General features: G+C 33.9%; 10 protein-coding genes. 6 read left to right on the top strand and 4 right to left on the bottom strand.

From position 1 onward, the window contains the following. Positions 1–431: 431 nt before the first annotated feature. The 5 genes from M0051_RS08735 (at position 432) to M0051_RS08715 (ending at position 11,334) form a co-directional block, all read left to right on the top strand. A complete protein-coding gene (locus M0051_RS08735; RefSeq protein WP_306741152.1) occupies positions 432–1,841 on the top strand; it encodes an arginine decarboxylase in 1,410 nt (469 codons plus the stop codon). After that, the gene (gene speB, locus M0051_RS08730; protein WP_306741151.1) at positions 1,838–2,692 is read left to right on the top strand and encodes an agmatinase; all 855 of its coding nucleotides are present in this window, start codon (positions 1,838–1,840) and stop codon (positions 2,690–2,692) included. Before M0051_RS08735 ends, speB begins: the two co-directional genes overlap by 4 nt. Further along, entirely contained in the window at positions 2,682–3,659 is a 978-nt protein-coding gene (locus M0051_RS08725; RefSeq protein ID WP_306741150.1) for a deoxyhypusine synthase family protein, read from the top strand. The genes speB and M0051_RS08725 overlap by 11 nt, the downstream gene beginning before the upstream one ends. Before the next feature lie 21 nt (positions 3,660–3,680). Continuing rightward, entirely contained in the window at positions 3,681–4,019 is a 339-nt protein-coding gene (locus M0051_RS08720) for a hypothetical protein (protein ID WP_306741149.1), read from the top strand. Between the two features lie 730 nt (positions 4,020–4,749). Next, positions 4,750–11,334, top strand: coding sequence for a carboxypeptidase-like regulatory domain-containing protein (locus M0051_RS08715; protein WP_306741148.1), 6,585 nt, complete (start codon positions 4,750–4,752; stop codon positions 11,332–11,334). A 291-nt stretch (positions 11,335–11,625) separates the two neighbouring features. Here M0051_RS08715 and M0051_RS08710 read toward each other — a convergent pair whose 3' ends face one another. Both M0051_RS08710 and M0051_RS08705 read right to left on the bottom strand, forming a co-directional pair. Then, positions 11,626–12,180, bottom strand: coding sequence for a hypothetical protein (locus M0051_RS08710; protein WP_306741147.1), 555 nt, complete (start codon positions 12,178–12,180; stop codon positions 11,626–11,628). Positions 12,181–12,353: 173 nt separating this feature from the next. After that, entirely contained in the window at positions 12,354–12,866 is a 513-nt protein-coding gene (locus tag M0051_RS08705; RefSeq protein WP_306741146.1) for a YcxB family protein, read from the bottom strand. Positions 12,867–13,077: 211 nt separating this feature from the next. Here M0051_RS08705 and M0051_RS08700 point away from each other — a divergent pair, with 211 nt between their 5' ends. Further along, positions 13,078–14,958 (top strand): N-6 DNA methylase, encoded by a 1,881-nt coding sequence (locus tag M0051_RS08700; protein WP_306741145.1) that lies wholly within the window; start codon positions 13,078–13,080, stop codon positions 14,956–14,958. Here M0051_RS08700 and M0051_RS08695 read toward each other — a convergent pair. Together M0051_RS08695 and M0051_RS08690 are read right to left on the bottom strand one after the other, a co-directional pair. Next, entirely contained in the window at positions 14,953–15,633 is a 681-nt protein-coding gene (locus tag M0051_RS08695; protein ID WP_306741144.1) for a hypothetical protein, read from the bottom strand. The two genes, M0051_RS08700 and M0051_RS08695, sit on opposite strands and share 6 nt — an antisense overlap. A gap of 6 nt (positions 15,634–15,639) precedes the next feature. Then, positions 15,640–15,861: a helix-turn-helix domain-containing protein gene (locus M0051_RS08690; protein ID WP_306741143.1), complete on the bottom strand. Its 222-nt coding sequence runs from the start codon at positions 15,859–15,861 to the stop codon at positions 15,640–15,642. Positions 15,862–16,037 lie beyond the last annotated feature (176 nt).

Below are 16,037 nucleotides of genomic sequence, written 5' to 3'. Positions count from 1 at the left end.
AGTAATTTCTACATAGTCACATGCAGACTAACTTTCTAATATTTTATAATCCGCTTGATAAGATATCAGGTAGGCTTATCATCTTTAAGATTATACTTAAAAAAAACAGCTTATCCTTCAAAATATTTGCACACTACTAGTAGATAAAAAAACTAAATAATTTTTTCATTCCATCAGTTATCATATAATATTTACAATCTAAGCACAACTAATTAGAATATAAATCATTTCAAACTCAGGATTTAGTTTTTATTTATGAAAAACAATTAACAATATCAAATAAAAAACGTATACTACTTAATATCAAGCTGTAAGATTGAATATTCGCATTTGTACTTTTTTTCACAACAGGTGTTGATATAATTAAATAAATGTTTTTATTTGCAAAAAAATGAAGTTTAAAACAACACTTATCTTTTATGGTTTTATAAATGAAAAACACTTATTTTGATTTGATAGATCAGAGCTATTACTTTCCACAAGAAGGTTTTGATTTAAGAGATGAATCTCTTACTTTTCAAGGAATATCCTTGAAATATCTGATCGAAAAACATGGTACTCCATTTAGATTTTTTTACCTGCCAAAAATTGGAGACCAAATCAAAAGAGCGCGAAACCTTTTTAATCGCGCAATAAAAAAGAATGGATACAAAGGAACGTATCATTATTGCTATTGTACCAAGTGTAATCACTTTGCTCATGTGATTGGAGAAGCGCTAAAGCACAATGTTAACCTGGAAACATCCTCATCTTTCGACATTGATCTTATTCTTAACTTATATAAAGAAGATAAGATCGATTTGGATAGAGTTATAGTACACAATGGGTACAAAACTGATGAGTATTTGAAGAAAATTCTCAAGCTTCAAAAATGTGGATTCAAAAATACTGTCATCATATTTGACAGTGTTCACGAACTTAATCGTCTGGAGCAAATTACTACCAATGAGAAAATCCAGATTGGTATCAGAATGGCAATAAATGAAGAACCTCAATCTGCATATCACACCTCTCGATTAGGAATACGTGATATGGAAATCATGGATTTTTTTCAGAATAGAATTAAGAACAATCCAAAATTTGAACTGAAGATGCTTCATTTTTTTGTTGATTCGGGCATTAAGGACAGTTTGTATTATTGGGGTGAATTTCAGAAAGCGCTTAAAGTATATATTGAGCTAAAGAAAGAATCTGAATCATTGAACTCTTTTAACCTAGGAGGTGGATTTCCAATTAAAAATCACTTAGGCTTTGAATACAACTATGAGTACATGATCAATGAAATTGTAACAAACATTAAAGATGCATGTGTCAATGAAAATATACCAGAACCGGATATATATACAGAGTTTGGAAAATATACAGTTGGAGAAAGTGGTGCTATCATTTTTAAAGTATTAGAGCAAAAACAACAAAATGATACTGAATCATGGTATATCATAGACAATAGTTTAATGAATACCATACCTGATGCCTGGTCGATACACGAAAAATTTATTCTGCTTCCAATTAACAAATGGAATAATGAATACAAACGTGTTAACATTGGGGGAATCAGTTGTGATCATTCGGATTATTATAATTCCGAAGATTTAAATCAAGAAGTTCTGTTACCAGACTATTCTGAGGACGAAAAGGAACCATTATATATAGGTTTTTTCCATACAGGTGCATACCAAGATTCAATAAGCGGATATGGAGGCATTAAACATTGTTTGATTCCATCGCCTAAACATGTAATTATTGATCGAGACGAGAAAGGAAATTTTTTCGACTATGTATATAGAAACGAACAGTCAGCAGACGAAATGTTTAAACTTTTAGGTTACAAGCAGGAATGAAAACTTTTGCTGGCATAGAAAAAAAGTATTGCACATTAGAAAATGCTGCAATACTCTTACAGTCCATTCCCTATGATGGGACAAGTACGTGGGGAAAGGGTGCAGATAGGGCATTCCCAGCATTTTTGGAAGCCCTTGAAAATATGGAATTGTATGACATAGAAACCAATTCAGAAGTATACAAGAAAGGCATTCACATTCTTCCTGAAATTAGAGAGAATTCTTCCCCTGAAGCAATGGTGAAAGAAGTGTTTAAAGCTGCGAAGCAGAACCTTAAATTGAATAAGTTTTGCACCTATTTTGGCGGGGAACACTCTGTGAGCATTGGTGTAATTCGTGCTTTTAAGGAAGAGTATGATAAGCTAAGTATTTTACAATTAGATGCTCATGCTGATTTAAGAAAAGAGTATGGTGGGACGCCTTTTAATCATGCATGTGCATTGCACGAAGCCAGTCAATCATGCAATCTAATTCAAGTTGGAATTAGAAGTATGGACTCTAGTGAAATGAAATATCTGAACAAAGACAAGTGTTACTTTGCTCATAATATTCATGGACATACAGAATGGATGGAAGATTCTATTTCAAAAATGACGGAGAATGTATATCTAACCATTGATTTGGATGTTCTTGATCCATCCATTATGCCATCAACAGGAACTCCTGAGCCTGGGGGAATGGATTGGTACACCCTGTTAAAATACCTGCGAAAAGTATTTCGCACTAAAAATGTTGTGGGCTTTGATATTGTGGAATTGGCACCACAAGAAGGACAAAAAGCTCCAGATTTTCTTACTGCCAAACTGTATTACAAACTATTAAGTTACAAATTCGAAAAAAATGAGAAATAAAGGTCCAGTATCAAAATTTATTCTTGAACACTATCGTCATTTTAACTCAGCTGCTTTAATTGATGCAGCTAAAGGCTATGAAAAACATATTGCCGAAGGTAAAAAAATGATGGTTACCTTGGCTGGTGCAATGAGTACGGCAGAATTGGGAAGATCATTTGCTGAAATGATTCGACAAAACAAGGTTCAAATTATTTCTTGTACAGGAGCTAATCTGGAAGAAGATATTATGAACTTGGTGGCACACTCTCATTATAAGAGAGTTCCTCATTATCGCGACTTAACACCAGAGCAGGAATGGGACTTACTCGAAAAAGGTCTAAATCGAGTGACAGATACCTGTATTCCTGAGGAGGAAGCTTTCAGAAGATTACAAGGGCATATATTTAAAATTTGGAAAGATGCAGAAGAAAAAGGAGAAAGATATTTTCCTCACGAATTTATGTATAAACTACTTCTGTCTGGTGTATTGGAAGAACATTATGAAATAGACCCTCAAAATAGTTGGATGCTAGAGGCAGCAAAACAAAATTTACCAATTGTTGTACCTGGTTGGGAAGATTCAACCATGGGGAACATTTTTGCTTCCTATGTCATTAAGGGTGAGCTAAAAGCATCAACAATGAAATCGGGGATTGAATATATGGCATGGTTAGCCGATTGGTACACTGATAATGCTGAGGATAAAGGAATTGGTTTCTTCCAAATTGGTGGAGGAATTGCTGGAGATTTCCCGATTTGTGTGGTACCAATGCTTTATCAAGATATGGAAAGAACTAATACTCCATTTTGGAGTTATTTCTGTCAAATTTCAGATTCAACAACAAGTTATGGTTCATACTCTGGTGCTGTGCCTAATGAAAAAATAACCTGGGGTAAGCTTGGGATAGATACACCTAAGTTTATAATTGAATCAGACGCAACAATTGTTGCTCCTTTAATTTTTGCTTATTTGTTGGATTGGTAATACTTCTTAATCTTTAATATCATGACTCAGTTATTAAAACCTAAAGTTATTCAGAACTATGAAAAACTAAGTAAAGAACTTCAGGAACAAATTAAGTTCTTCTATCCCGATGGATTTGTAGATTACCTTATTGAATTTACAAATGCAAAGGGTGAACTTGTAAGTGCACTACCATTTGAAACTGATGAAAAAATCTATATGGTTCGAATGTCAGTACGTAAAGCTCAAGAGCTTGTAGAAGATGATTCTGATTTCGACGAAGATGGGATGCTATTGGCAAGCAAAAGAGAAAAATATGCGGATAAATATTCTGATGTTGATTATTTATTCGACGATAATAGTGAAGATTATGACGACTAAATAGTCGTTATTGTTTGAAAGTGTTCAATGGGCTTCCTGTTTATCGGGAAGCCTTATTTTTTTATGATATGACTTCAATCCGTATTTGTAATTTAATAATAAATCAGTTACAGACATGAGTAATGGAAAGTTATTAAAAGTTTTTAGTGCGCAATAAACTATGCCAGGAGTTTATTCATAAAAGCATATTTAACCAAACCTGCAGTATTTTTAATAGCTAATCTTTACACTAAATTTATTCAAATAAAAAAGTTCACTTTTCGCTGACATTAAACAGAAGATGGTTATCTACTCCAAGATGACCATTATTTTTTATCCCATTAATAAAGTGTCAAAGATATGGCAAGCCATATTTTTTTTAGTTTTTGGAAAAAGGCAGACATAGCCTGTTGTTAGAAAATTAGCCTTATCAAGGATTTTGTTTTGGAGAATATAGATATCAAGTCTGTACAATCCATGAATTTTAGGTTCAATTCAACTTGCTCTCCCATTCTCCTTTATTTCTATTAGCACTTGAATTTTTACATGGGACATAACCAAAATTTAAACTCCTTATTTCCTACTCAATTAAATTAAGACTTGTTTAGACTTATTCTATATATAGATCCTAACTTAAAATAAAATTATGCTACCGATAAGAATATTATGCATAATTGTACTTTTATGGAATACATAAAATTTATGAGATTGATATTCTCTTCATCCATATCACACTAAAAATCATGCAATCGTGAAAAAGTTAACCATCTTAATTTTGTTAATTCTAGGTATTAACATCTGCCATGCACAAAAAGAATTGGATAAATTATGGACCGAGCTTGAGCAATTTGAGTTAGAAGGAAGATTCCATAGTGCAAACCGAGTTGCGAATCAAATTCTTCAGCAAGCCAAAAAATCAAAGCGAAGCGATCAAATAGTTAAAGGCTTCATTTACCAATCGAAATTTAGTTTGCTGCTAGAAGAAGATGCGCAAAAGAAGGTCATTCAAAACCTGGAAGCACACTTAAAAGAAAGTGATGCTCCTACCTCTGCCCTTCTTGAATCGATTTATGCACAATTTCTTAAACAATATCTGGATGAGAACAGGTACAAAATTAGGAAAAGGACTAAACTTAAGGGAGCTGTTAGCGCTGTGGACTTTGAAAAATGGGACATAAATACGCTTGGCGAACAAATTGTTTTATACTACAAACGATCTCTGAAAAACCCAGATATTCTTCAAAATATCTCCATTGATGATTATCGTGATATCCTAACAGAAAGTCACTCATCTCACAAATTCAGACCTACTTTATACGATTTTCTTGCGCATCTCGCCATTCAGTATTATCAAAAAAACACATGGTATTTTACCAGGCCAAAGGAAAAGTTTTACATCAGCAATCCTGTGGTGTTTAAATCTACAGAAGAATTTAGCAAAGAACCATTCCTCACAAAAGATAGTGTATTCTCGAATCGAAATGCTTTACTATTGTACCAACAACTTGAATTGTTTCATGAGTCTTCTGACACAACAGCCTATGTTGATGTGGTATTGGAGCGATTGAATTTTGCCAAGGAACAAGGAAATATCGAAAACAAAGAAGATCTGTATATCAAAGAACTAAAAAGACTTTCCAATCGATTTGCAAAGCATTCAGCTTCATCCATGATCAATTACAAAATTGCAGATTACTATTTCAAGGAAAGTAATGCTTACAATGCCAAATACGATCCCATCTTGAAAAACTATCGCATAAAAGCATTAGATATTTGCAATTCGGTTGTGAAACAATATCCAAATTCAGATGGAGGCTTGCTGTGTACCATTTTGAAAAATAAAATTGAACAAGCCTCTGTATCCCTTCAAACTGAGCAATACAATATGCCTAACAAAGCTTTTCTTGCCAAAGTTGAGTTCAAGAGCGTTGATAGCTTGTATCTTTCAGCCTATCCTGTTCCCTTCGATTTTTACAAGAACAAATCATCATACAAAAAGGATAGTTTATTATTGAATGTACTGAAGAAAACAAAAGCGATCGCATCAAAATTTTATTTGCTTCAGCCTAAAAAGGACTATTACGAATATACCACTGAAGTAGATTTTCCTGCACTGCCTTCTGGGAATTACATTTTGCTTTCCTCAGGATCTAAAAAGATTAGCTCTATAGATGAGATTTACAATCATGCAGTGATTTCAATAAGCAAACTTTCCATGCTTAGTATTAACCAGAAAAAACATGAGCTAATAAAAATTCTGGACAGGGAAACAGGAACACCTAGGGAAAATGTAAAAATATCTGTTAGCAGTGAGTCTGAAAATTTCGAACGCAATGGATTTACCAACAGCAATGGTGAATTTTTAATTGAAAAGAACAACAAGAATCACCATTACCAAATTATTGCGACAGATGGTACCGACTCGATTAGCAATTATTCTTACATCAACAGATTTTACAAAGATCGAAACAAAGACAAGGAACATATGGCCAAAGGCTATTTGTACCTGGACAGAAGTATCTACCGCCCCGGACAGACAATGTATTTCAAAGGCATATTAAGCGAAAAGAAGGATGGGAAATCGCAAGTAGTTCCTAATACCTATGTATCGATATGCATTTCTGATGCCAATTATGAAGAACTCAAGGAATTTCGTTTAAAAACCAATGAATACGGAAGTGTAAGTGGTGAATTTACATTGCCAGATAATTTGCTTACCGGCCAATTCACCATTGAAATGGACGAAGACTTAGGAACTAATATTGAAGATCCAGATCCATTCTATGACAAAATTGACGACTTTGACTACGTAGAACTCAACTTTTCGGTAGAAGAATACAAGCGACCAAAATTTGAAGTAGTTTTTGATGCTGTAAAGAACAATTATGTGATTGGCGACAGTGTTAGTGCCACAGGTTTTGCCAAAGCTTTTCTAGGTTCAAACATTAGCAATTCAAAAGTAAATTATACCGTCAGCAGAGAAAGAGTGCATGACTGGAGACGTGGATTTTATGGCAGCTCATCCCAAGTTATTAAAACTGGAACTTGCAAAACCAATGCACAAGGCAAATTTTCCATTGATTTTGTTGCCATTCCCGATTCAGTGGCAAAAAAAGAGGACAAACCTATATTTCTTTACAGCATAAAAGCTGACGTAACAGATCAAAACGGGGAAACCAGAAGTTCTTCCCAAAACATTAAAGTTGCTTATCACAACCTGAAAGTAGATGTTGTAATGGGCGGTCGACTGAATTCGAATAAGGATCAAACCATTAGTATCGAAACCAAAAATTTGAACGATCAGTTTATTGATGCCAATGTAGAACTTAGCATTAAGAAATTGAATGGACCAGCAAGAGTTGTAAGAAAAAAACCTTGGGAGATTGTGGAAATTCATTCCATTCCCAAAGAACAATTTATCAAAGACTTTCCACATGAAGTGTACGACAGCACCGATGTAGAACAAAACTGGCCAAAAGGAAATACGGTCTATACTAAAAAAGCAGGACCAAAAGAATCGAAAGAGTTCGCTCTTCCGAAACTATCGAAATGGGAAGCTGGTATTTATCAGCTGGAAGTAACAGCTACCGATAGTGGGAAGGATACGGTGATTTCCAGCAAGAACTTTGAAGTTTATCATCCTGATAATAACAAATTGGCCGATCACCAAATGTTTTCTTATGAAATGGTGAATTTGGATTTCAAGAAAGACAAGTACGTAATATTAAAGCTAAAAACGGCTTGCCAACGTCTAAATGTTCATGTAGAAGCTTACTACAAAAATGAGAATGTATTCAAAAAACTAGTAAGCATTGTAGATGGCTACAGCATTGTTAAAATTCCAGTGAAAGAATCTTACACAAACAAACTGGACTTTAACCTCTACTTTGTAAAATACAACAGTATTGTAAAAAAACAGTTCTCTGCAGTTTTTAAAGAAGTGGAAAACAAACTGAATATTGAAACCTTAAGCTTCAGAAACAAGCTTACGCCAGGACAAGAAGAGAGCTGGAGTTTTAAAATTACCAATTCGAACAACAAGAAGGCACAAGCCGAGGTTCTGGCTTCCATGTACGACACTTCGCTGGATCAGTTTAAAACTCATTCATGGAAAAAAAATATTGGATTCCGTAAAAACAGGTACTCTTCGGCAGCATACATTCAAAGCAGATTCTTTGGCTTACAGTATTTTTCGAATTTTAATTCATTCCGTTTTACCAATACCGTTCCATACCTAAAACAATATCATGAATTGAAACGATTTGGATGCCATTTTGGTGATACCGAGTATACCAACAAGATATATCTGAAGCAACTGAAGCGCAAGCAAAACACAATACAATATGTAGAAGGAAATGTGAATGGCATTGTAACCGATGAAACGGGTATGCCTATTCCTGGTGTTAGCGTAATGATTAAAGGTACAAAAACTGGCGTGAGTACGGATATTGATGGATTCTACTCCATCCGTGTTCCAAAAGGTGGAGAATTAATCTTCAGCTTTATAGGAATGAACACACAAGAAATGATCGTTTCGAAAACTGGCACCTACAATATGGCTTTACAGAATGATGATGTTGCATGTAATGAAGTAGTGGTTACCGCTATGGGAATTGCCCGAGAAACATCCACTACGGGAACATATGCCTACGTAAAAGCCAGTGATGTAAGAAATGACATTATGCTACAGTTGAATGGACAAATATCAGGAGTCGATATTATTGAAGTAGTTGAGGAGAATGAAGAAATGGATGAAGAATGTTTTGTTAAAATACGAGGTTATAGTGGTACAGGAAGCTCTAACTCTCCCCTGTATATTATCGATGGTGTACCAGTAGATGCAAATACCGGGGCACAATTTTCTCCAAAGGATGTGGCAGACATTACGGTATTAAAAGGAGCATCAGCCACCGCATTATACGGATCAAGAGCCAGTAATGGTGTGGTAATTATCAGCACGAAAAAAGGCTTGAAAGAGTTGACACAGGTGGAAAGCAGGAACGACTTAAAAGAAACGGCTTTCTTCTATCCTCACTTGTGGACCAATAAAAAGGGGGAAATTATTTTCAAATTCAATAGTCCGGAAGCACTTACAAAATGGAGATTGATGCTTTTTGCACACAACAAATCCTCTGAAAATGGCTATGTTGAAAAGTTCGTTGTTACGCAGAAAAATCTCAATGTAATTCCTAACGTCCCACGTTTTTTAAGAGAGGGTGATACCATTACACTAAGTACAAAAATCAGTAACCTTACCAAAGAGAAGCTACAAGGATCTGCTGCTTTGCAATTGTTCGATGGCGCAACTGGAAATCCTATCGATAAAAATCAAGTGGATTTTAATCCAATGCTCCCTTTTGAAGTGGATGCCAAAGGAAATACAAGTTTGAACTGGACCATTAAAGTTCCTAAAGATCTTGCTGCCCTTCAATATAAAATTGTAGCCAAAGCAGGATCGCACAGCGATGGTGAAATGGGAATAATTCCGGTACTTTCGAACAGAACATTGGTAACAGAAGCAAAATCGATTTGGGTTCAACCGGGTGCTACAAAGGAAATTCAGTTCGAAAAGTTAAAGGATGGCAATTCTAAAACACAGAGCAATCACAAGTACATACTGGAATATACAAGCAATCCTGCATGGCTGGCTCTAAAATCATTGCCTTACCTTATGGAATTCCCTCATGAATGTGCAGAACAAAGCTTCTCAAGATTCTATGCCAATGCATTGGCCAGGGATATTCTTAAAAAGAATCCTAAAATAAAGGAGGTCATTCAAGCCTGGAAAAAAGACCAATCGCTAACATCTCCACTGGAGAAAAACAAGGAATTGAAATCCATTCTGATTGAGGAATCACCTTGGTTAAGAGATGCACAGGATGATGAGAAAAACAAAGCCAGATTGGCCAATCTTTTTGAAAAGGATAAACTAAAATTACAGCAACTACAATCTTTAAACAAACTAAGAGAAATGCAGCTTTCATCGGGAGGATTTCCTTGGTTTGCCGGGGGAAATGAAAACCGTTTTATTACCCAACACATACTGGCTGGATTGGGTCATTTGCAAAAGCTAAATATCAACAATGAATACCGCGATCAATGCAAAAAAATCGAAAAGAAAGCAATTGCTTATCTCGATAGAGAATTTACAGAACAGTATACGATATGGGCTGAAAACGCCAAAGACAACAAGGATATTTCTCTATTTGCAAGCGACTTGCATTACTTGTATTGCAGAAGTTTCTTTAAAGCGAACTATCCTTTATCAGATCAATTGCAAGAAATCACAAAATTGTATATCGAAAAATGCAAAGAAGATTGGTTAACCCAATCCTTGTACAACAAGGCTTTAATTGCATTGATTTTGAAAAGAAACGGAGAAGAAGATGCCGCCAAGCAAATTACGGATGCTTTAACAGAACAATCTGTTTTGAAGGAGGAAAATGGCATGTACTGGAAGAGCAACAAGAGCGGTTGGTATTGGTACCAGTCTGCCATTGAGTGCCAGGCTTTATTGATTGAAACTTTTAATGAAATAGAAGGTGATATGAATAAAGTGACCCGTTTAAAACAATGGCTGCTTAAAAAGAAACAAACCAACAAATGGCCTAGCACAAAGGCGACTACCGAGGCCATTTATGCTTTGTTGATGCATGGAAACAATTCTCTGGCTTTGAGCGACAATACCCAAATCACAATTGGGGATAAAAACCTAAGCAGTGATAAGCTGGAAAAGGTTCAAAAAGAAGCTGGAACAGGATACTTCAAATTGAACTGGAAGAAGGAAGAAATTGATTCATCCATGGCAAAAGTAAAAGTGAGCAACCAGGGAAAAATTACCGGATTTGGAGGTGTATACTGGCAATACTTCGAAGATCTGGATAAAATCAGTGATTCTGATCAGGGAGAATTGATCGTACAAAAAAGCATGTACATCAAGAGATCTACCGATGACGGTGAAGTTCTTGAGCCAATAACAGCGGAAACTCCAATTAAAATTGGCGATTTAATTAGCGTTCGATTGGTGATAGAATCGAAGAACGATCTGGAATTCATTCACCTGAAAGATTTACGTGCTGCCGGAATGGAACCTTTGGATGTTCTTTCAGGCTACAAATGGCAAGATGGACTGGGCTACTATCAAAGCACCAAAGATGTAGCAAGCCATTTCTTCTTTGAGCTACTGCCAAAAGGCAGATATGTATTTGAATACGAGCTGAGAGCCAATAACAAAGGAAATTTTTCGAACGGAAACGCCAGCATACAAAGTATGTATGCTCCTGAGTTTACAGGAAATTCTAAAGGAAATCGCATTTCGATTCATGAAAGCGAATAGGATTAAAATAGCACTTCAATATAAAAAGCATCAATCCTGTAAAAGATTGATGCTTTTTTATACTACACTACCGCAAGTCTGTGACATGTGGCTATACCAATATATTAGGATTAACTCCTTGCCAAATCACGAACCCTCTAAAGTGCTTAGTTTTTTTTTTTAGTAATGGAACAAGATAAAATCACACATCAGTAGAGGTATATTCTATATCTTATTTTATCCGATGTATTTATTCAAAATTGTTTACAAGGTATCGTTTATGCATTACATAGCACCCGCTGTTATACGCTCTTATTTTGTCATAGCATACACTTGACACGGTTTTCCCGTAGAAGGATTACTAATGTCAATTTTGATTCTGATATTGGTTATTAATTCAGCAATAGTATGATTCATGAAAATGTTTTCTACAACAAAACAGCCATTTGTCTCACATTTCTTATCAAACCGGATATGCTCATCGCCATGATTTCCAATACCACAAGAATCAATTAAAATAAATTTTGGTTCTAAAGACAATATATAATCAAGAACACTTTCTGATAAAAAAAAATTTGCTTCACCATATTCTTTTGTACCATATCCAAATTTATTTAAGACATCTGTATAAAGAATTAAAGCTTTACCCCGAATATTCCTCTTTTCTATTTCATTAATTTCTGGCATACCGTTAAAGCATTTAATCAACTCCACTTCTAATTCATATTCTGATTCTTTGGGTGAAGTTGTATAACAATCAATATGTGTTCCAATATGTCCTAATGCATTGACAGAATCCGATTGTTTTTTCGCCCATAAATAGGATGGGTGCTCTTTTGATAGTTCTAAACTTAATTTATGTATCACTTCTTTATTTTTTAATGTATGTAAAGGGAGATAGTTAACAGTTGGCTTATCAAACCGCTAAATAAGCAAGCCACATAATTTTGTTTATATTTTTTTGCAAACCAATTAAAGTGGCTTGCTGGTGTTTCTTAATTGAACTAAACTCTCAAACTGCACATCACTGCCCATAAAATTTAGCTTTTATCACCCGTATTGTATTTTAATATTTTTTTATTAATCGTATTTATAAACTCTTCTTCCTCAGTTCCATTAGAGAAGCTTCTTTTAGGTATTATATAAGCAGCTATTTTGACAACGAATAAATAATAGTGATCTTTCGACTCTTGAATTTCTTTAAATCCATTCCAATTGGTAAAAGTTTCGCTTGAATTAGATATTTCTCTAAACCCTTTGTCTTCTATCAAATATATTCTCTCACCAAGTATTCCCCCTTTTTCATAAGGCATTTTCTTAATTTTAGATAAACCAATTTGCTTAAAAACAACAAAAATAAGCCCCCATAAAACAATGATCAAAAATATTTCAGTTACAATAGAAAGTAGATCGAATGGTTTACCTATATTCATTACTATAACAAAAAGTATTAAAAATGAAAAGGCAAATAAAATAGGCTTTCTATGGTTTATTGTAGACTGAACATGTTTGTTAAATTGTAAAAAGTCTTCTCTCGTAATTTCTGTTTTCATTTTTGTTATTTATGGGTGCTAACGGCTACTTGTATGAGTAGTGCGGGAATTAATTGCACTAAACTTTCAAACCGTAATCATGCTCAAATATAAGTATTTACGTTTTATTTTCGCTCTATACCCCGCATTACTTATACAAATTGTTGGGTGTAGTTTTTCTTTTTCATACCTTTGCCATATTGTGAAACGATACTTATAGAATTCATTTAACATGAGCAATATACAAAAAGATATTATTTTTCCGATTGATACTAAAGATGATTATTTACAGGTCTTTAAGACAATTTACTATCATTTATATTCAAATAGTAACGTCAGTAGAGCTGAGATTTTAATAAAAGATATATCAAAAGTTTTACTATACTGTTTATCTGTGCAAGAGTCAGTTGGTAAAGAAAAATCACCTGATAAGATACTTGACTATTTAAAAACTAGCTATCCTAATATTGATGTTTTTTTTAGTCCGTTTGAATTAGATGATAATCACATAAAGTATATAATAGAAAATCTAAGCCAAGTAAATATAAAAGATGCACCAGCACATATTATCGGTGATGCATTTCAAACTCTTGTTGGCCCCAACTTGAGAGGAGATAAAGGACAGTTCTTTACTCCAAAATCTGTTGTTACATCTTTAATTAAAATCCTATCTCCCAAAAGTCAAGATGTTATCTGTGACCCAGCTTGTGGAACAGGTGGTTTCTTAATTGAAAGTATTACTCAAATCTTAAATCAGGATAAAAAGTACACTGGAAGACTAGTAGGTATAGAAAAAGATGATTTTTTATCAAGTACAGCAAATGCTATACTTGAAATTTATACTAGAGACAATTTTAAAGTTCTTAATGAAAATTCACTAGATATTGAAAACCCTAGTATTAAATCCCTTTTAGGTACTATTGATGTTATTGTTACAAATCCACCATTTGGAGCAAAAATTGGAATTAAAGACAAAGACATATTAAAGAAGTTTGATTTTGGATATAGTTGGATTTTTAATAAAGAAAAGAACTGCTATTCTAAAACAAAACAGATTCTAAAAGAACAATCACCGCAAATTTTATTTTTAGAACTGTGCATTAAACTATTAAAAGATGGCGGTAGAGCTGCAATAGTACTGCCCGAAGGAATTTTCGGGAATAAAAGTCTTGGGTTCATTTGGGATTATATGCGTGATAAGGTTAAAATCCTTGCGATGATTGATTGTCCTAGAACATTGTTCCAACCTAGTACTGACGTTAAGACAAACATTCTGGTATTCCAAAAAGAAAAAAGTTTTAAGAATGATTTTAAAGTCTCTGTTGCCATTCACTGTGGACATGATAAAAGAGGTCGACTTGTTGATAACAATGGTAATAAAATAAAAGATGATTTTATAGATATCGGGAATTCTTACCCTATAGAAAATGGTATTTGGAAAGAGGCTAATATAAAAGATAAATATTACCTAGTTCCTAGATATAGTATTTCTTCAAATAACTGGAGAGATGAAAATAAATTTGATTTTCCAGTTAATGGATTTATTAGCATTAAAGAGTTAATACAACAGGATGAATTACAAATAAAGAAAGGTAATGAAGTTGGCTCAGAGGCATATGGAACTGGTGTAATTCCATTTATTAGAACATCTGATTTAAATAACTTAGAAATCAACTATGACCCTACAAAATCAGTAAGTCAAGATGTTTACACAAAATATGCAAAACTCCAAAACATTAAGGAAAATGATATATTAATGGTTGCTGATGGAAGGTATAGAATAGGTAAAACTTCAATGATTTTAAATGGAATGACTGAATGTGTTGTTCAAAGCCACGTTAAAATTATTAAAGTACTTAACGCAAAAACCTTCTCATCTTTTGAATTATTATATATTCTGAATCAAAAGCAAATAATTGAACAAATTCGAAGTTTGATATTTATCCAATCCACATTAGGAAGCATTGGTAATAGATTAAATGAACTGCTTTTGCCAATTCCTGTCAAAAATGAGAAATGGAATAATCAAATTAATGATTTTGCAATAACTCTGCAAGAACGAAATAAACTATTACACAAACTAAATAAGCTGTCCTACGAATACGAACTATAAATTATTATCAGCGCGATGCAAAATCCCTCGAATCCATTCATAAAACTCGTCTAAGGTTTTGTTCCCTTGAGCAATATTACATTCTCTATGACCAAAACCTACGTTTTCGTGGTCATGGATTCGTGGATTCAAATGACATGTTTCTAAGTTAGCTTTACCTCGTTGAGCACTATGAAATAAATCGAAATCTATTTCTTCCAAGCAGATGCTACATACAGTTGAATTATTCATAACTCCACAGTGTTCTTCCAAATATTCCTTTATATTTTCGGGACATTCAGGTGCTCCATTCATCTGATAAACAAGCCAAGTTAATTTGATGGCGACTTGAATACAGGAATCATAATCAGATGCCTTTTCTCTTATTTTCGCAATAACTTGAGGTTTAAGAGCATTCATATCTAAACCATACTTTAAAAGCTCTTCATCTGACAATAGCATTACCCATCTAAGTATTCTATTAGGACCAGCATCTTCACTTTTCCATGCAGCACCAGTAGTCATAGTTGAATCTCTCTTTATCTTATCAGCTATTCTCTTATTTGTCTTCGCCAAATGTTTTAAAAATGGAAATTCCTCACATTTCCCTTCATGTCCAGGCTCTCTATGACATTTTCTCTTTTGTACATCTTCAAATCTCGACCTGCTGTTAATTGTTTTTCCGCAATAATTCATGTAGTACTAATCTATATTTTCAACTTCTTTAAAAAAATCACTTAAAGATATTTCTAAAGCACTGCAAATTAGATTGATGTTTTTTAATGAAATATTACGTTCACCTCTTTCAACGCTACCGATGTATGTTCTATGAAGGTCTACATTAAAAGCTAATTTTTCTTGGGATATTCCTCTTGAAACTCGTACGGATTTTAATACTGCTCCAAATTTTTCCTCTATAGTCATTAGAAATATTTTGAAGCAAAAGTATATAATTGATGACTATCAGTCTACAGACTATAAGTAGCACTCTATTAAATTACACCCAACGTAAAAGTGTTTTATTCTTTCGTTTGATAAAATTAACAAAACATTATTAAGAGAGTTTAATTTTCTTTACAGAATAATTCCAAATAAAGGAT

The organism is Marinifilum sp. D714 (assembly GCF_030851345.1).
Taxonomy (GTDB): Bacteria; Bacteroidota; Bacteroidia; order Bacteroidales; family Marinifilaceae; genus Marinifilum.
Note: the sequence above shows the minus strand (reverse complement) of the source record. Positions and strands in the feature narration are given on the sequence as shown.